This is a genomic window from Saccharopolyspora sp. NPDC000359 (assembly GCF_040300525.1).
Classification (GTDB): domain Bacteria; phylum Actinomycetota; class Actinomycetes; order Mycobacteriales; family Pseudonocardiaceae; genus Saccharopolyspora.
The window spans coordinates 26,204-47,106 of record NZ_JBEPDU010000008.1 but is presented as its reverse complement, the minus strand read 5'-3'; the positions used below and the strand labels follow the sequence as shown (position 1 = coordinate 47,106).

Here is a 20,903-nt window from a genome sequence, read left to right as displayed (position 1 = left end):
ACCCCATCGACGTTTGGGTGTGGCCTCGCGGCTGCGGCACCACCAGTTCGCAGTTTCAATTGAAACTGCGGTTCTCAGCCACGGGGAATCGCAGTTTCAATTGAAACTGCGGGTTGACGGCGTGTCGGTGTCTCGTGGGCTTCAGGTGGTCAGGGTGCGGGATTCGCCGACCGCGAGGTCCCAGAGCTGCTCCGGGTCGCGGCCCGCTTCGCGCCAGGCCTTGCGGACCCGGGTCAGCGGCTCCACCACCGGCTCGCGGGTCAGCACGAAGGTGCCCCAGTGCATCGTCGCGGCGTGCGCCGCACCCAGGTCCTCGACCGCCTGGACGGCCTCCTCCGGGTTCATGTGCACCGGCTTCATGAACCAGCGCGGGTCGTACGCGCCGATCGGCACCATCGCCACGTCGATGCCCGGGTACCGCTGCGCGATCTCGGCGAAGTGCGGGCCGTAACCGGTGTCCCCGGCGTGGTAGACGCGGTGCCGCGGCCCGGTGATCACCCAGCTGCCCCACAGGCTCCGGCAGGTGTCGCGGGGCCCGCGGCGGCTCCAGTGCCGGGCCGGGGCGAAGTCGAAGGTCAACCCGGCCACCTCCGCGGACTGCCACCAGTCAAGCTCGACGACCTCGGTGAAGCCGCGGCGCCGAAACCAGCCGCCCAGGCCGGCGGGCACCAGCACCGGCGTCGAGCGCGGCAGCCGCTGGACCGTCGGGGCGTCCAGGTGGTCGTAGTGGTTGTGGCTGATCACCACGGCGTCGATCGGTGGCAGCTCGCTGAACGCCACGCCGGGCGGGGTCAACCGCCGCGGCACGCCGGGGATCCGCGCCGACCACACCGGGTCGGTGAGCACCGTGGCACCGCCCATCCGGAGCACGTACGTCGCGTGCCCGACCCAGCTCAGCGCGGTGTCCTGCGCGGTCACCGGGGTCAAGCCGCTGCGCAGCACCGGGATCCGGTCGGCGTCCTCGACCCGCCCCCGGAACCCGCCGGTCCACATCAACCGCATCACGTCCCGGAAGTTGGGCAGTGGGGCGTGCAGGCGATCGGCGTAGGAGGACTGGATGGTCACCGGCTGGTACTGGTTTCGCACCACCCCAGATTGCCCTGCGCGCCCCGAGCACCGCACCCGCAGCTTCCGGAGATCACAGCTCCGCTGGGAACCGCGAGAGGCGCCCGGCACACCCGACCGCTGGTGGACGCGCGATTTCCATGGGAATTCGGAGGTCTGCTTTCCATGGAAATCGGACCAGAGCCCGACGCACGTCGGCGTGTCGGGGTCCCGACACGCCGTTCGACCACAGTTTCAATTGAAACTGTGATCCACCGGAGCACGGCGCCGCGGGTCGGGGCCGACGACGGTGCGAGGGGTCAGAAGGCGGGCCAGGGGATCGCGGGCCACTCGCCGGAGGGGGCCGGGAACACCCCGGACCCCAGCAGGCGCTCGATCCGGGCGCTGATCGCCTGGACCTCCTTCGCCGTGATGTGCTCGGCCAACCGCACCGCCAGGTCACCCTCCAGCAGGGCGCGCAGCTCGGAGAGCCGGTCGACGGCGTCCTCCGGCAGCGGCTGGCCGATCCAGCCCCACAGCACGGTGCGCAGCTTGTCGTCGGTGTTCAGGCTGACGCCGTGGTCCACCCCCAGCACCCGGCCATCCGGGGCGTGCAGGATGTGTCCACCCTTCCGGTCGGCGTTGTTGATCACGACGTCGAGCACGGCCAACCGCCGCAGTTGCTCGTGGTCGGCGTGCGCCAGCACGACAGGATCACCGCGGTGGTCCTGGGCGCGCAGCACCGGCAACCAGCCGTCCGGCACCTCGCCCGGGGCGACGATGTCGACCAGCTCGGAGTCCTCCTCGACGTCCACCCACAGCTGCACCATGCCCGGCCCGAACGGACCGTCGCGCAGCACCGTGGGCGGGACCAGATCCCAGCCGGTGGCCTCGGCGACCAGGTAGGAACCGACCTCGCGACCGGCCAGCGTCCCATCCGGGAAGTCCCACAGCGGCCGTTCCCCGCGCACCGGCTTGTAGACGCACTCGGCGGCCACGCCGTCGATCTCGATCCCGCAGAACAGCGTCGCGTTCGACGCCTCCACCAGCCGCCCCTGCACGTCCAGCTGACCGTGCTGGAGCAGTTCGTGGACCGCCGGACCACCGGCGCGCACCGCTCGTCAGTCCTCTTCCGAACGGCGGTAGCCGTTCTGGCGCGGGCAGATGTGGCCACTGGGGTCGAGCGGTTCGGCGCACAGCGGGCACGGCTTGCGACCGGCGTTGATGACGCGCTCGGCGCGCTCGGCGAACGCCCGCGCGTGCGCGGGGCTGAGGAAGACCCGCAGCGCGTCGGGGCCCTCCTCGGTGTCGTCGAGCACCACCGACTCGTCGAGCTCCTCGTCGGTGACGGCGAGCAGCTCGACCACCACCGCCTCGGTCTCGGCGTCCCAGCCCAGCCCCATGGTCCCGACTCGGAACTCCTCGTCGACGGGCACCTGCAGCGGTTCGGTGTCGACGAGCTCGTCCGGGACCTGGTTGGGCAGGTCGGCGTGGAAGCGCCGCTGCACCTCCTCCAGCAGCGCGCCGATGCGTTCGGCCAGCACCGACACCTGCTGCTTCTCGAGCTGCACGCTTACCGTGCGGACGTCCTCGGACGCCTGCAGGTAGAAAGTGCGCTCACCGGGTTCCCCGACCGTTCCGGCGACGAATCGGTCAGGTTGACGGAAGACGTGGATGACACGAGCCATGACCCCTCCGACATTAGGCCACCGCGCGCACGCGGTGCGCGGCTGGCCCCGGTTTTGTTCATCAACGCCGCCCCACGTGCCGGTCTACCCGCCGGACCTGCGCGCCGACCACCAGTTTCACCGATGTTCGCCGTTGGCGAACTGCGGCGGTGCGGGCCCGGTCCCGATACTCTCGCGGCAGTGGTCAAGATCGCGGGATGGAGCACGCCATGAGCATGCGCGAACTACGCCGCCCGCCGAGGCTGCGCAGCGGTGACACGGTGGCCGTGGTCGCCCCGGCCGGGCCGGTGCCCGAGGACCTGCTCGACGCCGGGCTGGCCCACCTGCGCGCCTGGGGCCTGCAGGTGCGCGTCGGCAAGCACGTGCGCGACCGCCACCCGCGGCTGGACTACCTGGCGGGCACCGACGCCGACCGGGCCGCCGACCTGCAGGAGGCGTGGTGCGACCCGGAGGTGACCGCGGTGCTCTGCGCCCGCGGCGGGTACGGCAGCATGCGCGTCCTGGACCACCTGGACTGGACGGAGATGGCCGGAGCCAGGCCGAAGGTGTTCACCGGTTCCAGCGACATCACCGCCCTGCACGACGCGTTCGCCACCCAGCTCGGCCTGGTCACGGTGTTCGGGCCGATGGTCGCCACGGAGGCGTTCGCAGCGGACCCGGCGGCGCGGGAGCACCTGCGCCGCACCCTGTTCCAACCCGAGTCGGTCACCATCCTGACCCGCTCCACCGCGGACGCCCTCGTGCGCGGGCGGGCCCGCGGCACCACCTACGGCGGCAACCTCAGCCTCGTCGCGGCGTCGCTGGGCGCTCCCGACGCGCCCACCCCGCCGGAGCGCGGCATCGCGCTGCTGGAGGACATCACCGAATCCCCCTACCAGCTGGACCGGTTCGTCACGCAGCTGCTGCGCGCGGGCTGGTTCGACCACGCCGTGGGCATCGCGCTGGGCTCGTGGACCGAGTGCGGCCCACTGGAGGAGGTCCGGGCGGTGATGTCGGACCTGCTGGGTGGACTGGGCGTGCCGGTCCTGTGGGAGCTCGGCTTCGGCCACTGCACCGCGCAGCGCACCATCCCGCTCGGCGTCGCCGCTGAGCTGGACACCGACGCCCAACGCCTGTCCATCCTGCAACCGGCCCTGCTCTGACCCGCGGTTCCAAGGGAACTCGGACTGATTCCCATGGAAATCACGTGGGACCGGCCCTCAAGCCCCAGCTTTGCGCCGGGCGTAGTGCTGGCGGGCCTTGGCCCGGTTGCCGCAGCGGGTCATGGAGCACCACTGCCGGTTGCGGGCCGGTGAGGTGTCCAGGAAGCGGAGCCCGCAGCGGTCGAACGCGCAGATCGCCACGCGCGGGAACGGCTCGGTGGCCAGCAGCTCGATCGCGTCGACGGCCACCGCCGCCAGCGCCGCCCGCACCAGGTCGCGCGGTTCCGGGCGCACCGCCGCGACGGACCCGCCCCGGCCCACGCGCAGCTGCACCGCCTCGCGGTTCTCCCCACGGGCCACTTCGTTGATCAGCTCCACATCGTGCTCGGTGATGACCGACCCCTCCGCGCGGGCCCGCACCGCCCGGTCGACCGCCTCCCGCAGCTGCACCGCGCTCGCCACGTGCGCTTCCGCGGGCTGGCTGCTGGCGAGGAGCCCGACCTCGCGCAGCCAGTCGGCCAGCAGGTCCGGGGACACCAGCAGCTCGCGGCCGCCGCGGTAGCGGTCGCGCAGCGTGTTGACGAGGTCGAGGCAGAGCCGACCGCCGTCGCGCACCCAGTCGCCCATCCTTGCCCTTCCCGCTGCTCCCGCCCTAGCATCATAGTGCCTAACCCCCTTAGGCAGTTAGAACGGAGAGGTCGATGCCGACCCAGGAAGTCGCCCAGGTCAACGGCCTGCGCATGCACTACACGAGAGCGGGCAGCGGGCCCGGGTTGGTGCTGCTGCACGGCTGGCCGCAGACCAGCCACTGCTGGCGCGAGCTCATCCCGGAGCTGGCCCGCACGCACACCGTGCTCGCCCCGGACCTGCGCGGCTACGGCCGGACCGACAAGCCACGCGAGGGCTACGACAAGCGCACGATGGCCTCCGACGTCGCCGAGCTGGTGGCCTCGCTGGGCTTCGAGTCGGTCAGCGTGGTCGGCCACGACCGCGGCGCGCGGGTGGCGCACCGCTGGGGCCTGGACCGCCCGGACCAGGTCGAGCGGCTGGCGGTGCTGGACATCGTGCCGACCCGCGAGATGTGGCGGCGGATGGACGCCGAGGCGGGCACGGCCTACTGGCACTGGCTGTTCCACCTGCAGCCGGACCTGCCGGAACTCCTGGCGGGCAGGGATGTCGCGGGCTACCTCGGGTACTTCTTCGAGCGCTGGACGGTCAACCGGCACGGCCTGGAGCCCGCGGCGATTGACGAGTACGTCCGCGCGTTCTCCGCACCGGGGGCGCTGCGCGCCGGTTTCGACGACTACCGCGCATCGTTCCCGCTCGACAGCGAGCACGACGACGCCGACGCCGCGGCGGGCCGCAAGCTGACCATGCCGGTGCTCGCGCTGTGGGGTTCCGCGGGCCTGCCCGCGAAGCTGCCGATGCGCGACATCTGGCGCGAGTACGCCGAGGACGTCTCCTGCGCAGAGATCGCCGACTGCGGGCACTTCCTGCCCGAGGAGCGCCCGGAGCAGGTCCTGGCGCACCTGCGGGAATTCCTGGCCCCCACGACGTAGTTGGTAGCGTCGTAGGCGATCCGGGAGGGGGCACATGCGAGTCCGACCCGTCACACCCGAGCTGCTGGCGGTGGAGCTGGTCGACCGCATCGAGGCGCTCCCCGGCCGCTGGGCGCGGATCGCGGTGGACGGCGCCCCGGCCGCCGACACCGGCGACTTCGCCGACACCCTGGTGGAACCGCTGCGCGCCCGCGGCCGCGAGGTCGTCCGGGTCCGCATGGCCGACTACCTGCGCCCGGCGTCGCTGCGCCTGGAACACGGCCACCACGACCCTGATTCGTACTACGAGAGCTGGTACGACCTGCGCGGTCTGACCCGCGAAGTCCTCGACCCGCTGGCCGACAGCGGCGGCGGCCAGGTCCTCCCCGCGCTCTGGGACGCCGAGGCCGACCGCTCACCCCGGCTGCCGCGCGTGCAGCTGCCGGAGCGCGCGGTGGCCATCGTGGACGGTCCGCTGCTGCTCGGCGCGGGCTTGCCGTTCGACTTCACCGTCCACCTCTGGCTCCCCGGAGCGGCCCTGCACCGCCGCACCCCGGAACCGGACCGCTGGACGCTCCCGGCCTTCCACCGCTACGCCGAAGAGGTCTGCCCGCACCACCTCGCCGACTGCGTAGTCCGCGCGGACCGCCCGGGCCGCCCCGCCGTCGTCGACAGCCTGGAGTGACCCCCTACGCCACCCGGCGCTCGACGGAGGGGACCGCGGCCAGCAGGGTCCTGGTGTAGTCGTGCTGGGGGTCCAGCAGGACCTGCTCCACCGGCCCCACCTCCACCAGCTCGCCGCGGTACATCACCGCCACCCGGTCCGCGATGTTCCACGCCAGGCCCAGGTCGTGGGTGATCACCAGCGTCGACAGGCCCCGCTCCACCCGCAGGCGCAGCAGCAGCGACAGGATCTCGCCGCGCACGGTCGCGTCCAGCGACGCCACCGGCTCGTCGGCGACCAGCACCTTCGGCTCCAGCACCAACGCGCCCGCGATCACCACGCGCTGCCGCTGACCGCCCGAGAGCTCCTGCGGCAGGCGGCCGAAGAACTCCTCCGCGGGCCGCAGCTCCGCGGCTTCCAGCGCCGCCGCCACCCGACCGCGTTCGTCGTCGGTGATGCCGTGGATGCGCAGGCCTTCGGCCACCGCCTCGTACACGGTGTGCCGCGGGTTGAGCGCCCCGGTCGGGTCCTGCAGGACCAGCTGCACCTGCCGCCGGTACTCGCGCAACCCGGCGGCGCTGGTCGGCAGCGGCACCCCGTCGTAGCGGACCGCTCCTCTGGTCGGCTGCTGCAGGCCCAGCAGGGTGCGCGCCAGCGTCGTCTTGCCGGAGCCGGACTGCCCGACCAGCGCGACGATCTCCTGCTCCTCCACCGCCAGGTCCACCCCGCGCACCGCGTGCACGACCTGCCCGGAACGCCCGGAGAAGTCGACCGCGACGTCTTCCGCGGCCAGCAGCGCGGGTCCCCGCGAGGCGCTCTCGGTGAGCCGGAACTCCGGGTCTCCGACGGTGGGGAACGCATCGGCCAGCGCCCTGCTGTGCTCGTGCTGCGGCCGGGTCATCACCTGCCGGGACGGGCCCTGCTCCACCACGCGCCCCTGGTACATCACCGCCAGCTGCGCGCAGCTGGCCGACAGCACGGACAGGTCGTGGCTGATCATCACCAGCGCGATGCCGCGCTCCGCGACCAACCGGCGCATCAGCTCCAGGACCTGCGCCTGCACCACGACGTCCAGCGCGGTGGTGGGCTCGTCGGCGATCACCAGCCGCGGTTCGCACGCCAGCGCCATCGCGATCATGACGCGCTGCTTCTGCCCGCCGGAGAGCTCGTGCGGGTAGGCGTTGGCTCGGTCGGCGGGGAGTTCCACCTGCGCCAGCAGTTCCGCGACCCGCGCGGACAGGTCCTCGCCGCCGCGGCCGTGCAGCCGCATCGGCTCGGCGATCTGCTCGCCGATCGTGCGCACCGGGTTCAGCGCGTGCATCGCGCCCTGGAACACCACCGACGCGCTCGCCCAGCGCACTGCGCGCAGCTGCCCGAAGGTCATCTCGCGGACGTCCTCGCCGTCGAGCAGGACCTGCCCCTCGATGCGCGCCGACTTCGGCAGCAGCCGCAGCACCGACATCGCCAGGGTCGTCTTCCCGCAGCCGGATTCCCCGGCCAGCCCGAGGGTTTCGCCTTCGTCGAGGCTCAGGCTCACGCCCCGCACCGCGGCTCCCCCACCGCCCCGGTAGGTCACCGACACGTCGCGCAGTTCCAGGATCGGACTCACCGCTGCCCCCGAAGCCTCGGGTTGAACACCGTCTCCAACGCCCGCCCGCACAGTGTGAAGGCGAGCACCACCACCACGATCCCCAGGCCCGGCGGCAGCAGGTACCACCAGGCGCCGCCGGTGACCGCGCCGGTGTCCATCGCCGACTTCAGCATCGAGCCCCACGACACCAGGCTCGGGTCGCCGAGCCCCAGGAACGACAGCGTGGACTCGGTGATGATCGAGCTGGCCACCGCCAGCGTGGTGTTGGCGAACACCAGCGGCACCACGGCGGGCAGCACGTGCTTGCCGATGATGTGCCCGTGTCCGGCGCCCAACGCCCGCGCCCGCTCGATGTAGGGCCGGGTCTCGATGGTCAGCGTCTGCGCCCGCACCATGCGCGCGGTGGGCGGCCAGGAGGTCACCCCGATCGCCAGCACGATGGTCCACAGCCCGCGCTCGAGCACCGTGGACAGCGCGATGGCCAGCACCATGGCGGGCAGCACCAGGAAGAAGTCGGTGAACCGCAGCAGGACCCGCGAGGTCCAGCCGCCGAAGTGCGCCGCGAGCACCCCGACCAGGGCACCGATGAGCACCGACAGCAGCGCCGCGGCCAACCCGACGACCAGCGACACCCGCGCGCCCCACCAGGTCAGCAACAGCACGGAACGGCCGGATTCGTCGGTGCCGAGCCAGTAATCACCGCTGGGCGCCTGCAGCGGCTCACCGGTCGCCCGCGTGACGTCCAGCCCGCTGGCGTCGGTCAGCAGCGGCGCCAGCACGGCCAGCACCACGACGACGCCCAGCGCCACCAGGCCGACCAGCCCGGTCCGGTCGGCCCGGAACACGCGCCACGCCTCACCCAGCCGCGCCCGGCGGCGGGCCCGGACGATCTGTCCCGCGGTGGCCGTCATGATTCCCGCACCCGGGGGTCCAGCACCCGGTAGAGCAGCTCGGCCAGCACGTTCATCACCACCACACTCCCCGCCAGCACGATGAAGATCCCCTGCAGCAGCGGCAGGTCCGGCACCCGCAGCGCCTCGAAGGTCAGCAGCCCCAGCCCGGGCCAGGAGAACACCGTCTCCACCGTGATCGCCCCGCCGACCACCAGGCCCAACCGCAGGAAGATCAGCGTGACGGTCGGCAGCATCGCGTTGGGCACCGCGTGGCGGCGGCGCACCAGGTCCTCGCGCAGCCCCTTGGCCCGGGCGGTGGTCAGGTAGTCCTCGCCCATCTCCTCCAGCAGCGAGGACCGCATCACCATCAGGTACTCGGCGTAGATCACCGCGACCATGGTCAGCGCGGGCAGCACCAGGTGGTGGGCCACGTCGAGCAGCTGCGGCAGGAACTCCGGCGGGGTGTCCGGGGAGGAGATCCCGCCGACCGGGAACAGCCCCGGGATCGGACCGACCCCGACGCCGAAGGCCATCAGCACGATCAGCCCGAGCCAGAACGTCGGCACCGACCACAGCGTCAGCGCCACCGAGGTGGAGGTCTTGTCGAACGCGCTGCCGTGCCGCCACGCCGCGCGGGAGCCCATCCACAGCCCCAGCACCACGGCCAGCGCGGTCGCGGTGCCCACCAGCAGCACGGTCGGCCCGATCCGCTCGAGGATCAGGTCCCCGACCGGGCGGCTGTAGGTGTAGGAGGTACCGAGGTCACCGCGCAGCAGGTTGCCGAGGAAGTCCAGGAACTGCTTCCACAGCGGCTGGTCCAGGCCGAACCGCTCGCGCAGCACCTGGATCTGCTGCTCGCTGACCGGCGCCCCGCGGGTCATGGTGCGCACCGGGTCGCCCGGGATCACCCGGAACAGGAAGAACCCCAGCACCGCCACCAGGAACAGGCTGACCAGCCCACCGCCGACCTTGCCGCCGAGGAAGCGGGCGAACCGGCGGCGGCTGCCGCGGGACGGCGCCTGGTCCGGGACGGTGGCGAGCAGATCGGACACGGTTCACTCCCTCGTGTCAGCGGTCGCCCGCCGGCGGACGACCACCAGCGCCACCACGACGCCGATCAGCACCACGGCCCCGCCGAGCACCCACGCCACGGTGCTGTAGTCGGTGCCGGAGGACCCGCTGACCGCCGCATCGGTGGGCTCGGCGCCGTAGTAGCCCCAGTAGCCCTGCTGCGCCACGATGACCCCGTTGTCCGCGGGCTGCAGGGTGAACCCCGCGTAGCGGTCGGTGCGGTAGGCCTCCAGGGACTCCTGGTAGAAGAGGATCAGCCCGGTGGCCTGCTCGTAGAACCGCGCCTGCGCCTGGTTGACCAGCTCGACCCGCTTGGCCTTGTCGAACTCGCCGAGCTGCCGGGCGTAGAGGTCGTCGTACTGCTGGTCGCACAGGAACGTGTCGTTGTTGCCGCCCCCGCTGGGGTCCGGGCGCGCGCCGCAGGTTTGCAGCCGCAGCACGTAGTCCGGGTCGGGGTTGGCCGACCAGCCGCTGATCACCATGTCGAAGTCACCGGCGGTGGTGCGGTCGTTGAGCTGGTTGTCCGACACCGGCTGCAGCTCCACGGTGATGCCCACGTCGGCCAGCCACCGCTTGACGAACTCACCGACCTGGATGTCCTCCGAGCGGTTGCCGTGCAGCACGAAGTCGAAGGTGAGCGGTTCGCCCTGCGGGGTGTGCCGGGTGCCGTCCGCGCCGCGCGGGTACCCGGCCTCGTCGAGCAGCCGGTTGGCCGCGGCCAGGTCGAAGGCGCGGGGCTGCGGCGGGTTCCAGTGGTAGTCGCTGAAGATGGGCGGCAGGTAGCCGCCGCCGACCTGCGCGTAGCCGCCCATCACGCGGTCCACCAGCGCCTGCCGGTCGATCGCGTGGTCGATGGCCTGCCGCACCCGCACGTCCTTCAGCGCCGGGTGCCCGGTGCCGATCGGCTCGTCCTCGCTGTTGGTCGCGCCCGGGTTGAGGATCATCTCGAAGAAGCGCCGGCCCTGGCCCTCGACCTGCTGGATGTCGGGCTCCCCGGCCAGCGCGTCGAACTGCGCGGGGGTGAGCTTCTGCACCACGTCGACGTCGCCCTTGCGCAGCGCCTGCACCGCGGCGTCGCTGTTCTTGAACTGGACGAACTGCAGCTGCGCGATCTTCGGCGGGCCGCGCCAGAAGTCCGGGTTGGCGGTCAGCGTGACGTCCTGCTCCGGGCGGTAGTCGGTGAGCACGAACGGCCCGCTGCCCACCACCGGCATCTCGTCGTTGGTGGCGCTGGCGACGTCGGGGACCTTCGACCACACGTGCTCGGGCACGATCGGCGCGTCGATGGCCAGCATCGTCGCCTGCGGTGACTTGGTGCGAATGACCAGCGTGCTGTCATCCGGTGCGGTGACGCTGTCGAAGTTCTCCACGAAGTTGCCGTTGGCGGTGCTGGCCGCCGGGTCGGTCATCATCCGGTTGAAGGTGTAGGCCGCGTCCCGGGCGGTCACCGGCTGCCCGTCGGACCAGGTGACGCCGGGCCGGATGTGGAAGGTCCAGGTGAGCTTGTCCGGCGAGGTCTCCCACCGCTCGGCCAGCTCCGGTTCCACCGCGAAGTCCTCGGCGCGGTAGGTGGTCAGCGTCGGGTAGATGGACCGGAAGATGTCGGTGGCGGCCAGCGTGTAGCCCAGGAACGGGTTCAGCGAGTCGATCTGCTGCTGCAGCCCGATGCGCAGCGTGGCACCCTGCGGCCGCTCGCGGTTGCCGTCCTCCTGCGCCGACGCGGGCACCGGCGCCAGCAGCCCGACCAGCAGCGCGGCCCAGAGCGCGACGAGACGTCTGCCCACTTGCAACCCCCTCCTTCGCAGCGAGTGAGAGAAAGGAACCACCTCTGAAGCCTGTTCGTCAATGGTTCACCACGAGTTGTCGCCGCCGAGCATCACGCAGTGGAACCGAACCGTTACCCGATCGGCGCGGCGAACCCCGAAAGCCTGGACAACGCGCCTAGATTGGCCTGCGTGCGGATCTTGATCTCAGCTGACATGGAAGGCGTCACCGGCGTCACCTGGACCGACGACGTGGTGCCCGGGACCGAGCAGTGGCAGCGCTTCCGGAAGTTGTTCACCGGTGATGTCAACGCCTGCGTCGAGGGCCTGTGCGCCGCCGGGGCGACCGGCGTGCTGGTCAACGAGGCGCACTCCGCGCAGCGCAACCTGCTGCTGGAGGACCTCGACGAGCGGGCGGTGCTGCTGACCGGGCGGCACAAGCCGCTGTCCATGATGCAGGGCATCGAGTCCGATGTGGACGGCGTGGTGTTCCTCGGCTACCACGCGCGCGCGGGCGCTGAGGGCGTGCTGTCGCACACCTACCTGGAGAACTCCATCACCGGCGTGTGGCTGGACGGCCGCCCGGCCGGGGAGGGCGGGCTGAACGCGGCGCTGGCCGCCGAGCACGGGGTGCCCGTCCTGCTGGTCACCGGGGACGACCAGGCCTGCGCGGAAGCCGCCGACTACGCGCCGTCGGCGCGCACCGTCGTGGTCAAGGAGTGCGTCAGCCGCTACGCGGCCATCTGCCGCCCACCGGCCCGCACCGCGGCCGACATCCGCAGCGCGGCGACCGAGGGCCTGCGCCTGGCCGGGCGCACCGGCGGCGAGGCACGCCCGCACCGCATCGAGGTGGAGTTCGACGCCGCGCACCTGGCCGCCGCGGCAGCGGTGATCCCGACCGTGGAGCAGGTGGACGTGCGCCGGGTCGGCTTCGACGCGCCGGACATGACCGAGGCGATGAAGGCGTTCAAGATCGTCACGACCATCGCCGGGCGGGCCGTCCAGGGCATCTACGGCTGACTCAGAGGTCGCCCCAGCGCGCCGCCTGCCACTGCACGGCCTCCGGCCGCTGCCCAGTTCGGGTGAATTCGTCGAGCGCTGCGCGGAGTTCCCGAAACGGCAGCACGGCGTTGCGCGGGAACTTCAGCGTGCTGCCCGCGTCGAAGGGCAGCGCCGGGGCCTCCGGCGAGGGCTCCGGGTTGAGGGTGTGCCAGGACGTCATCTCGCCGTCCTCGGACTCCTCGGTGAAGTTCAGGACGCCGACCTCCGCCTCGGGGTCGGTGACGATCCGGACCTGCAGGTAGGGCCCGGGCGCCTCGGGGTCCCGGTGCGGCCGGTCCCAGACGTAGAGGTGGCAGGCCCCCGGCTGCGGCGGGCGCAGCACCTTGTCCACCAGTTCGGCCTTGTCGTCCTCGGTCTGCGCGTAGAAGCGCTCGCCGCGGACGACGGCGGTGGTGACGGTGACCCCCAGCTCGGTGTTGCGCGCGCCGACGGCTTCCGCGCGCAGCCCCTCCAAGCAGATCCGCGCTTCCTTCAACGCCTTCATCGCCGCGCCCTGGTGGTAGACCAGGTCGCCCCAGTAGGGGTGGCCGAGCACCTTGTTCAGGTCGTCGTAGACCTCGTGGGTGGCCTCGATCAGCTTGTCCAGGGCGTCGACCGGGACGTCGGCGAGGCGGGCGAACACCACCGCGGGTGGTTCGAGCGGGCCGGGCTCGACTTGTGCTGGATTCGACATGCGTTCCCTGCATCCACTTCGATCGTGGGCGACCCCCAGGACGCCCCTGCCCAGATCTCGTTCCCCAGCAGGCTACCGTGCGTCAGTGCACGGCCCCGAAGCGCCACCGGGTCAACCGGCCGCGTCCCGCAGCACCCCGATCGCGGGCCCGCCGTGCGGCGAGCCGAGGGCCAATAACGCCCGCGCCAACCCGTCGGCGTCGTCCAGCCCGAGCTCGGAGACCAGGTCCTCGGGCAGGCTCAGCATCGACAGCGCCACGCCGAGCATCCCGGCGTCCAGCAACCCGGCTCCGCGGCGGCTGATCCGCCGCCCGACCGCGCTGTGCAGCTGCACCGCGGTGTCGACGTTGGCCTCGGTGATCGCGCTGAGCGCGTCGCGGACGTCGGGGTTGCGCACGGCTTCCAGGTGCAGTTCGAACAGCGCCAGGAACTGCGACCGCGCGCTGGTGGCCATCCGGCGCAGCATCGCCGCGTACAGCGCGGTGATGTCCTCGGAGCTGACGTCGGCGGGAATTTCGGCGCACAGCGCGTCCAGCGCCTCGGTGTGCCGGGCGGCCAGGTACCGCGCGACGGCCAGAAACAACGCGCTGCGCGTCGGGAAGTAGTTCTTCGTGGTGCCCTCGGGAACCCCGGCCTCGCGATCGATCGCGCGGTGGGTGAGCCCACGACCTCCCTCGCGCGCCAGCACCTCGATGGCGGCATCGGCGAGCAGTTCCCTGCGGTTCCCTCGCTGCGGCATGCATCCCCTCGATCTTGGTCGCTGATCAACAGCCTACCCGGGCACCACACCAGTGGTGGAAGCGGTCCTTGACCGGCGCGTCACCAGATTGGTATAGACCTTAGGTCCCTTGCCGCTCGCCCCTCAGGAGCCGTCGAATGTCGGAAACCGCGCCCGGCCACGCCGAGCACACGCTGGAACACCTGCGCAAGATCGGCGCGCACAACGCCGAGCACCTGCGCACCGCCGCCGAGCGGTTGCTCACCGCGATCCGCGCGGACGGACTGGTGTGCACCGCGGGCGCGGGGCACTCGCTGGCCGGGGTGATGGAGACCTTCTACCGGGCGGGCGGGTTGGCCGCGGTCCGGCCGCTCTACCACCGCGACCTGCTACCGCTGCACGGCGCGGTGCCCAGCACCCGCACCGAGCGCCGCACCGGCCTGGCCGAGGAGATCCTCACCGGCGCGGGCTTCCGCGGCGGGGTGGACGCCCTGGTGGTGTTCTCCAACTCCGGGGTGAACCCCTACCCGGTGGAGCTGGCCCGCACCGCCCGCGCGGCGGGCTCCTCGGTCATCGCGATCACCTCGCCGCTGGCCAGCGCCGAAGCCCCCAAGCGCGCCGGGACCACGCTGGCCGAGGAGGCCGAGGTCGTGCTGGACACGCTGGTGCCCGGCGGCGACGCCAGCTACCCGGCCGCCGCGCCGGTGACCGCCCCGCTGTCCTCCCTGGCCAACGCGTTCCTGTGGAACATGCTGCTGGTCGAGCTGTTCGACCTGGCCGCCGCCGAGGGCATCGACCTGCCGGTCTGGCGCAGCTCCAACACCGTCGGCGGGGACGAGGCGAACGCGGCGAACCTCGCCCACTACGGCGAACGGGTCCCCGGCCTGCTCTAGGCGCGGGTGCAGTGGCGGTTCCGCGCGGAAGTGGGCGCATCCCGCGCCCCAGGGCCTTCCGCGTGGAACCGCCGTCACTCCTGGTCTGGCCGCGCGACCAGTTCGGCGATGCAGCGCAACTGCGCGGCGCGTTCAGCGGCCAGCTGCTGCTCCGGGTCGACCGCTTCGTCGGCCTGCGCCAGCAGGGCCAGCGCTTCGCGGGCCGCACCGGGCGGTGGTTGCGCGACGGCTTCGGCCAGTTCGTCGGTGGCGGCGTCGAGCCGATCCAGTTCGACGACCGAGTTGACCAGCCCGAGCCGCAGCGCCTCGTCCGCGCGGACCTCGCGACCGGTCAGGCAGATCTCCACCGCCCGGGCATAGCCCACGGCCTTGACCAGCGGCAACGTGCCCCCGAGGTCGGGCACCAGACCCAGCCCGACCTCGGCCATGCGGAAGCTGGCGTCGGCGGCGACCACTCTGAGGTCGCACGCCAACGCCAGCTGGAATCCGGCACCTACCGCGTGCCCCCGCACTGACGCGATGGTGACCCTGTCGGGTTCGCGCAACCAGCTGAACCCCTGTTGGAAGCCGGCGATCTCGGCGTCGGCCTGTTCCGTGGGGCGCTGGGCCAGCGACACCAGGCCCGGTGCCCCCTCCACTTCGGCGGCGGTGAACAGCCGCCGGTCCAGCCCGGCCGAGAACGCCCGGCCGGCGCCGCGCAGCACCACGACCTGGACCTCCGCGCCCAGGCATCGACCGATCTCCCGGAGCGCCTGCCAGGTGTGCGGCGTCTGCGCGTTGAGCTTGTCCGGGCGGTCCAGCGTGATCGTGGCCCGCCGACCGCGGATCGTGAGCCCCACACCGCCACGATCCAGCAGGTCGGCGTCCACCATCGACTCCGCCAAGCGGACCTCCTCGCTGCGAGCCTGTCGGCGAAGGTCACCCGCGGCTCCGGGCGCCCCTCAACAGGCTCTGCGGCCGATGGCCGCCGAGCTCACTTCTTCTTGGAACGCGTCGCGCCCCCACGACCGCGCAGCTGCACACCTGATTCGCTCAGCACCCGGTGCACGAAGCCGTACGACCGGCCGGTCGCCTCCGCGAGCGCGCGGATGCTAGCCCCCTTCTCGTACTTCTTCCGTAGGTCACTGGCAAGCTTGTCCCGCGCACTCCCTGTGATGCGCGCACCTTTCTTCAGCTCAGCCACGGTGTCCCCGCCTTCCCTCTGAGCAGGTCGGGCCTCGCGACCCCTGTCAGCGCAATGATCGAACAGGAAAGGCAGGAACGCCAGGCGATCATGGAAAAAAGATCGGCCAACGGCCGTGATGAGCGCCCGGCGATCACCGGAATGCACTAATCCATCCGTAGTAGTGCAGCCTGGCCGCACGGCGGTTGCTAAGCCAGCTGGACGAGATCCAGGTAGTCCTCCGACCAGTGGTCCTCGGTGCCGTCGGGCAGCAGGATGACCCGTTCCGGTTCCAGCGCCTGCACCGCGCCCGGGTCGTGCGTGACCAGCACGACCGCGCCGGTGAAGCTGCGCAGCGCGTCGAGCACCTGCTCGCGGCTGGCCGGGTCGAGGTTGTTGGTGGGCTCGTCCAGCAGCAGCACGTTGGCGGCGCTGGAGACCAGCCCGGCCAGCGCCAACCGCGTCTTCTCACCGCCGGAGAGGGTGCCGGCCGGCTGCTGCAGCTGCTCGCCCTGGAACAGGAACGCGCCCAGCAGGGTGCGCAGCTGCTGCTCCGGGGCGTCCGGGGCGGCGCTGCGGATGTTCTCCCAGACCGAGGCGTCGTGGTCCAACGTCTCGTGCTCCTGCGCGAAGTAGCCGATGCGCAGCCCGTGACCTGGGACGATCTTGCCCGAGTCGGCCTGCTCGATGCCGCCCAGCAGGCGCAGCAGCGTCGTCTTGCCAGCACCGTTGAGGCCCAGCACGACGACCCGCGAGCCGCGGTCCACGGCGAGGTCGACGCCGCTGAAGATCTCCAGCGACCCGTAGGACTTGGACAGCCCGTCGGCGGTCAGCGGAGTCCGCCCGCACGCGGCGGGCTCCGGGAAGCGGATCCGGGCGACCTTCTCCTGCGCCTGCTCGGTCTCGGCTTCGGCCAGCAGCTTCTCCGCGCGGCGGGCCATGTTCTGCGCGGCGACCGCCTTGGTGGCCTTGGCCCGCATCTTGTCCGCCTGCGCCATCAGCGCGGTGGCCTTCTTCTCCGCGTTGGCGCGCTCGCGGCGGCGGCGCTTCTCATCCGCCGCGCGGGCGTCCTGGTAGCGGGCCCAGTCCATGTTGTACACGTCGGCCTCGCCGCGGATCGCGTCCAGGAACCACACCTTGTTGACCACCGCGGCCAGCAGGTCGACGTCGTGGCTGATCACCACGAGCCCACCGTCGTGGTTCTTGAGGAAGTCGCGCAGCCAGTTGATCGAGTCGGCGTCGAGGTGGTTGGTCGGCTCGTCGAGCAGCAGCGTGCTGGCCGAGCGACCACCTGGACCGGCCTCGGAGGCGGCGAACAGGATTCGCGCCAGCTCGACGCGGCGCCGCTGACCACCGGAGAGGGTGCTCAACGGCTGCTCCAGCACCCGGTCGGGCAGGCCGAGGTTGCTGCAGATGCGCCCGGCCTCGCTCTCGGCGGCGTACCCGCCGCGCGCGGCGAAGCGCTCCTCCAACCGGCCGTAGCGGGCGATCGCCTTGTCCCGCTCTCGCTCGTCGGCCAGCTCGGCCATCGCCGTCTGGGTCTTCTCCATGTCGTGGACCAGCTGGTCGAGGCCGCGCGCGGACAGCACCCGGTCCTTGGCCGACACGGTGAGGTCGCCTTCGCGCGGGTCCTGCGGCAGGTAACCGAGCTCGCCGCGGCGGACCACGTCACCTGCGTAGGGCTGGCCCTCCCCGGCCAGCACCCGCAGGGTGGTCGTCTTGCCGGCGCCGTTGCGGCCGACCAGGCCGATCCGGTCGCCGGGCTGGACGCGCAGCGTGGCTTCGGAGAGCAGGATGCGGGAACCGGCGCGCAGCTCCAGGCCGGTGGCAGAAATCAAGGGGAACTCCGGGAAGTAGTGGTCGAGCGAATCCACGAGCACGCCCACCGACCTGGGGTGGGCGCGGAGGCTGGACGGCCCAGGCGGCTAAGCGACGACCGGGCGGATCAGCGATGGAGTGGCGCGGGGAACGCGGACCACGAGGCGCTTGGTGACCACGGAACCAGTGTAACGGGCGATGTCCACCGAATTGATCGCGGATCACATTCCGTCGGTCACACCCGTCGTGGCACCCGGCGACCGGATCACAGCACGAACGTGTCGTTCCACAACTGCGTCGTGCGACCGGAGAGGGCCTCCAGCAGCGCGGCGGCCTGGTCGTCGGTGAGCGAGGCGACGAAGTCGATCACCGCCCGGCCGCGCGCCATCCGCTCCAGGTGCGCGGCGTCGATCTCGGCGGGCTCCCCCGGCTGCACCAGCAACTCCGGGGCGTCGCGGTGCAGCAGCGCGAACTCGGCGCGGGCGCGGTCGAACAGGTCACGCAGCCGGTGCGGCAGCCGGGCCGCCTCGCTGCGGTCGATCAGCCAGTTGTCCAGCGCCTCCACCAGCTTGCTCAGCAACCGGTCCTGGCCGCGCTGGTGCAGCGCGAGGTCGGGGCGCTGCAGCACGAACCGGCGGTGCACGAACTTCAGCACCTGCACCTCGTGCCACTGCTCCACCGCCAGCGCCACGTGCCCGGAGCGGGTCGGCGGCTGCTCGACGACCTGGATCCCCTCCACCAGCCGCTGCGTCCACTCCCCGGAGAACGCCGCGACCGCCTGCTCGGCCTGCTGCGAGCGGTCGAAGGGCACCTCCAGCAGCTTGGTGACCAGGTTCGCGACCACCTTCTTGACGGCGCTGACGAACGCCTCGTCGTCAGCGATCCAGGCGTCCTTGGCGTGCAGGCGGCGGCGCAGCCGCTCCAGCGAGCAGCCCGGCCGCATGCCGTCACCGGCCAGCTCGACATCGGAGCGCCCGGCGAACTCCACCGCGTGCCCCAACCACTCGGTCAGCTCGTGCGAGACGCTGGTGTGCTGCAGGATCCCGACCCGGTGGAAGTCCTCCAGGTCGTGGATCGCGTAGGCGATGTCGTCGGCGGTGTCCATGATCGACGCCTCGACGGTCTGCTGCCAGTCCGCCAGCCGCCCCGCGAACGGGGCGCGGGCGTCGACCATGTCGTCCAGCTCGGTGCTGTAGCAGGAGAACTTGGCCGACCCGGTGCCCGGCGCGTCCTCCGGTTCCGAAGCGCCACGCGGCGGCACCGGCAGGTGGCGCGGGTGCGGCTGCGGCTGGGCCAGCCGCGTCCACGGGTACTTCAGCAGCGCCGCGCGCACCGCCGCGGTCAGGTCCAGCCCCTCGCAGCCAGCGCCGCGCACGTCGATGCGGGTCACCACGCGGTAGCTCTGGGCGTTGCCCTCGAAGCCGTCGGGCAGCGCGAACCGCTGCCGGGCGAGCCGGTCCAGCACGCCCTCGCCGAGGTGCCCGAACGGCGGGTGGCCGAGGTCGTGGCCGAGCCCGGCGGCCTCCACCACATCCAGGTCGCAGCCGCCCAGCCGGTCCAGCTTGGCCAGGTCACCGGGATCGGCCACCAGCCGCTCGGCGATGGCCCGCGCGACCTGGGCGACCTTCAGGCTGTGCGTCAACCGGTTGTGCAGCAGCAGCCCGGAACCGCTGGGGCTGACGACCTGGGTGACCCCGCCCAGCCGGGCGAAGAACGCCGAGCTGGACACCCGGTCCCGATCCGCCCGGAACGGGCTGGCGGCCAGGTCACCGGGGGCCCGGCGGGGGCCGCGACGACCACTCCGCCGATCGGTCCGAAGCTGCGTGTCCTGCATGGCCACACGTTAGTCGATGATCCCGAGCAGCGGCCCTGGCGGCGCGACCACCCCGGGACGTGATCTGATTTGTCCGTGGCAGATGTCGTGGTGGTCGGCGGCGGCCCGGCGGGACGGGCCGTGGCAGCGGCCTGCAGCGACACCGGGCTGGAGGTCGTGCTGGTCGACCCGGCACCGCGCCGGGTCTGGCCGCACACCTACGGGGCCTGGCGCGACGAGCTGCCCGCGGCCGTCCCCGGCACCGCGCTGGCCTCGGTCGTGGACCGGATGACCCTGCACGGCACTCACCCGCACGAGTGGACCCGGCCGTACGCCGTGCTGAACAACGCCGCGCTGTGGAAGCACCTCTGGCGGCACGACGTCGTGGAGGTCACCGGACGCGCCCAGGCCGCCGAGCACGGGCCCACCGGGTCGACGGTGCTGCTCAAGGACGGCAGGCGGATCGCCGCAGCGGTCGTGGTCGACGCGACCGGCGCGGCGCGGACGCTCTCCGGTGGCCGCCCCGCGCACACCTCCGCCCACCAGAGCGCGGTCGGCTGGGTGGTCAGCGCCGCCGCGGCCGAACCGTTCTGCGGTCCCGGCTCGGGGGTGTTCATGGACTGGCGCCCGGCCCCGCAGACGCGCGGCGGCTGGCCCACCTTCCTCTACGCGGTGCACGTCGGCCCCGACCGGGTGCTGCTGGAGGAGACCTCGCTGGCCCGGCGCCCGGCGCTCCCCCTGGCCCTGCTGCGCAGGCGGCTCGCGGGGCGGCTGGCCGCGGCCGGGGTCCCCGAGTCGGAGCGGCTGTTCGAGGAGCGGGTGCGGTTCCCGGTGGACGACCCGCTCCCCCGGCCGGGCCGGGTGATCCCGTTCGGCGCGGCGGCTGGCTTCGTGCACCCGGCGAGCGGGTTCAGCGTCGCCGCGTCGCTGCAACGCGCGCCGTGGCTCGCGGCAGCGCTCAGCGCAGCGCTGCCGTCCGGACCAACGGTCGCAGCGCGCGCCGGGTGGTCGATCCTGTGGCCGCCGCGCGCGGTGTCCGCGCACGTGCTGCGGCACCGGGCGCTGCGGGGGCTGCTGTCCATGCCGCCCGAGGAGGTGCCGGAGTTCTTCGAGCTGTTCTTCCAGCTCGACCCGGACCACCGCACGGCGTTCCTGTCCGCCGAGTGCGATCCGACCGGCACCGCGGCGGCGATGTCCGCGCTGTTCGCGATCGCGCCGTGGCGCCTGCGCCGCCGGATGGTGCTGGGCGGTTTGTCCCTCGGCCGCCCGCTGGCCCGGCACGGGCTCGGCGGCAGCTGAAACCGGGCATCGCCCGCTGACCGGGCACGCACCGTGGCTGGCGCGCTGCGAATAGTTGTGTCAACCGCCACC

20 protein-coding genes are annotated in these 20,903 nt (G+C 72.3%); 6 read left to right on the top strand and 14 right to left on the bottom strand.

Annotated features, from left to right (window positions below; translation table 11 throughout):
• Positions 1-141: 141 nt before the first annotated feature.
• The 3 genes from ABT324_RS07855 to ABT324_RS07845 all read right to left on the bottom strand — a co-directional run bounded on the left by ABT324_RS07855 (position 142) and on the right by ABT324_RS07845 (position 2,732).
• Positions 142-1,086: an MBL fold metallo-hydrolase gene (locus tag ABT324_RS07855; protein WP_351173431.1), complete on the bottom strand. Its 945-nt coding sequence runs from the start codon at positions 1,084-1,086 to the stop codon at positions 142-144.
• Between the two features lie 278 nt (positions 1,087-1,364).
• Positions 1,365-2,159, bottom strand: coding sequence for an SCO1664 family protein (locus ABT324_RS07850; RefSeq protein ID WP_351173428.1), 795 nt, complete (start codon positions 2,157-2,159; stop codon positions 1,365-1,367).
• Between the two features lie 6 nt (positions 2,160-2,165).
• Positions 2,166-2,732 (bottom strand): DUF3090 domain-containing protein, encoded by a 567-nt coding sequence (locus ABT324_RS07845; RefSeq protein WP_351173425.1) that lies wholly within the window; start codon positions 2,730-2,732, stop codon positions 2,166-2,168.
• Between the two features lie 209 nt (positions 2,733-2,941).
• Between ABT324_RS07845 and ABT324_RS07840 the strand changes: the two genes are divergently transcribed.
• Positions 2,942-3,874 carry a S66 peptidase family protein gene (locus ABT324_RS07840; RefSeq protein WP_351173422.1) on the top strand — a complete coding sequence of 311 codons (933 nt, stop codon included), beginning with the start codon at positions 2,942-2,944 and terminating at the stop codon, positions 3,872-3,874.
• 57 nt (positions 3,875-3,931) lie between these two features.
• On the opposite strand, the gene ABT324_RS07835 is transcribed toward ABT324_RS07840, so the two are convergent.
• A complete protein-coding gene (locus ABT324_RS07835; protein ID WP_351173419.1) occupies positions 3,932-4,501 on the bottom strand; it encodes a CGNR zinc finger domain-containing protein in 570 nt (189 codons plus the stop codon).
• A gap of 74 nt (positions 4,502-4,575) precedes the next feature.
• Here ABT324_RS07835 and ABT324_RS07830 point away from each other — a divergent pair, with 74 nt between their 5' ends.
• Entirely contained in the window at positions 4,576-5,433 is an 858-nt protein-coding gene (locus tag ABT324_RS07830; protein WP_351173416.1) for an alpha/beta fold hydrolase, read from the top strand.
• A gap of 34 nt (positions 5,434-5,467) precedes the next feature.
• Entirely contained in the window at positions 5,468-6,097 is a 630-nt protein-coding gene (locus ABT324_RS07825) for a nucleoside/nucleotide kinase family protein (protein WP_351173413.1), read from the top strand.
• Between the two features lie 4 nt (positions 6,098-6,101).
• On the opposite strand, the gene ABT324_RS07820 is transcribed toward ABT324_RS07825, so the two are convergent.
• The 4 genes from ABT324_RS07820 to ABT324_RS07805 are packed head-to-tail and all read right to left on the bottom strand — an operon-like array spanning position 6,102 to position 11,415.
• The gene (locus tag ABT324_RS07820; protein WP_351173410.1) at positions 6,102-7,685 is read right to left on the bottom strand and encodes an ABC transporter ATP-binding protein; all 1,584 of its coding nucleotides are present in this window, start codon (positions 7,683-7,685) and stop codon (positions 6,102-6,104) included.
• Positions 7,682-8,578: an ABC transporter permease gene (locus ABT324_RS07815; protein WP_351173407.1), complete on the bottom strand. Its 897-nt coding sequence runs from the start codon at positions 8,576-8,578 to the stop codon at positions 7,682-7,684. The genes ABT324_RS07820 and ABT324_RS07815 overlap by 4 nt, the downstream gene beginning before the upstream one ends.
• A complete protein-coding gene (locus ABT324_RS07810) occupies positions 8,575-9,612 on the bottom strand; it encodes an ABC transporter permease (RefSeq protein ID WP_502949711.1) in 1,038 nt (345 codons plus the stop codon). The genes ABT324_RS07815 and ABT324_RS07810 overlap by 4 nt, the downstream gene beginning before the upstream one ends.
• 3 nt (positions 9,613-9,615) lie before the next feature.
• Positions 9,616-11,415: an ABC transporter substrate-binding protein gene (locus tag ABT324_RS07805; RefSeq protein ID WP_351173404.1), complete on the bottom strand. Its 1,800-nt coding sequence runs from the start codon at positions 11,413-11,415 to the stop codon at positions 9,616-9,618.
• A 171-nt stretch (positions 11,416-11,586) separates the two neighbouring features.
• On the opposite strand from ABT324_RS07805, the gene ABT324_RS07800 reads away from it, so the two are divergent.
• Complete coding sequence (locus tag ABT324_RS07800) at positions 11,587-12,414, top strand: M55 family metallopeptidase (protein WP_351173695.1); 828 nt, start codon at positions 11,587-11,589, stop codon at positions 12,412-12,414.
• Position 12,415: 1 nt separating this feature from the next.
• Here the strand turns inward: ABT324_RS07800 and ABT324_RS07795 are convergent, their stop codons facing one another.
• Both ABT324_RS07795 and ABT324_RS07790 read right to left on the bottom strand, forming a co-directional pair.
• Entirely contained in the window at positions 12,416-13,129 is a 714-nt protein-coding gene (locus tag ABT324_RS07795; RefSeq protein ID WP_351173401.1) for an Imm1 family immunity protein, read from the bottom strand.
• A gap of 111 nt (positions 13,130-13,240) precedes the next feature.
• On the bottom strand, positions 13,241-13,867 hold the full coding sequence (locus ABT324_RS07790) for a TetR/AcrR family transcriptional regulator (protein ID WP_351173399.1): 627 nt from the start codon (positions 13,865-13,867) through the stop codon (positions 13,241-13,243).
• 137 nt (positions 13,868-14,004) lie between these two features.
• Here ABT324_RS07790 and ABT324_RS07785 point away from each other — a divergent pair, with 137 nt between their 5' ends.
• Positions 14,005-14,739, top strand: coding sequence for an SIS domain-containing protein (locus tag ABT324_RS07785; RefSeq protein ID WP_351173396.1), 735 nt, complete (start codon positions 14,005-14,007; stop codon positions 14,737-14,739).
• A gap of 74 nt (positions 14,740-14,813) precedes the next feature.
• On the opposite strand, the gene ABT324_RS07780 is transcribed toward ABT324_RS07785, so the two are convergent.
• From ABT324_RS07780 to ABT324_RS07765, 4 genes are all read right to left on the bottom strand, one after another.
• On the bottom strand, positions 14,814-15,623 hold the full coding sequence (locus tag ABT324_RS07780; RefSeq protein WP_351173393.1) for an enoyl-CoA hydratase/isomerase family protein: 810 nt from the start codon (positions 15,621-15,623) through the stop codon (positions 14,814-14,816).
• Positions 15,624-15,712: 89 nt separating this feature from the next.
• A complete protein-coding gene (locus ABT324_RS07775; RefSeq protein WP_010310662.1) occupies positions 15,713-15,922 on the bottom strand; it encodes a helix-turn-helix domain-containing protein in 210 nt (69 codons plus the stop codon).
• A gap of 188 nt (positions 15,923-16,110) precedes the next feature.
• Complete coding sequence (locus ABT324_RS07770; RefSeq protein WP_351173692.1) at positions 16,111-17,739, bottom strand: ABC-F family ATP-binding cassette domain-containing protein; 1,629 nt, start codon at positions 17,737-17,739, stop codon at positions 16,111-16,113.
• 245 nt (positions 17,740-17,984) lie between these two features.
• The gene (locus ABT324_RS07765) at positions 17,985-19,553 is read right to left on the bottom strand and encodes a deoxyguanosinetriphosphate triphosphohydrolase family protein (protein ID WP_351173390.1); all 1,569 of its coding nucleotides are present in this window, start codon (positions 19,551-19,553) and stop codon (positions 17,985-17,987) included.
• A 75-nt stretch (positions 19,554-19,628) separates the two neighbouring features.
• Between ABT324_RS07765 and ABT324_RS07760 the strand changes: the two genes are divergently transcribed.
• Complete coding sequence (locus tag ABT324_RS07760; protein WP_351173387.1) at positions 19,629-20,831, top strand: lycopene cyclase family protein; 1,203 nt, start codon at positions 19,629-19,631, stop codon at positions 20,829-20,831.
• Positions 20,832-20,903: the final 72 nt, after the last annotated feature.

What these genes read in the sequence shown, in the direction of transcription:
- ABT324_RS07795 (WP_351173401.1), bottom strand. Translation starts at nt 13,129, where the DNA reads ATGTCGAATCCAGCACAAGTCGAGCCCGGCCCGCTCGAACCACCCGCG.
- ABT324_RS07815 (WP_351173407.1), bottom strand. Translation starts at nt 8,578, where the DNA reads ATGACGGCCACCGCGGGACAGATCGTCCGGGCCCGCCGCCGGGCGCGG.
- ABT324_RS07845 (WP_351173425.1), bottom strand. Translation starts at nt 2,732, where the DNA reads ATGGCTCGTGTCATCCACGTCTTCCGTCAACCTGACCGATTCGTCGCC.
- ABT324_RS07790 (WP_351173399.1), bottom strand. Translation starts at nt 13,867, where the DNA reads ATGCCGCAGCGAGGGAACCGCAGGGAACTGCTCGCCGATGCCGCCATC.
- ABT324_RS07785 (WP_351173396.1), top strand. Translation starts at nt 14,005, where the DNA reads ATGTCGGAAACCGCGCCCGGCCACGCCGAGCACACGCTGGAACACCTG.
- ABT324_RS07835 (WP_351173419.1), bottom strand. Translation starts at nt 4,501, where the DNA reads ATGGGCGACTGGGTGCGCGACGGCGGTCGGCTCTGCCTCGACCTCGTC.
- ABT324_RS07830 (WP_351173416.1), top strand. Translation starts at nt 4,576, where the DNA reads ATGCCGACCCAGGAAGTCGCCCAGGTCAACGGCCTGCGCATGCACTAC.
- ABT324_RS07840 (WP_351173422.1), top strand. Translation starts at nt 2,942, where the DNA reads ATGAGCATGCGCGAACTACGCCGCCCGCCGAGGCTGCGCAGCGGTGAC.
- ABT324_RS07765 (WP_351173390.1), bottom strand. Translation starts at nt 19,553, where the DNA reads ATGCAGGACACGCAGCTTCGGACCGATCGGCGGAGTGGTCGTCGCGGC.
- ABT324_RS07825 (WP_351173413.1), top strand. Translation starts at nt 5,468, where the DNA reads ATGCGAGTCCGACCCGTCACACCCGAGCTGCTGGCGGTGGAGCTGGTC.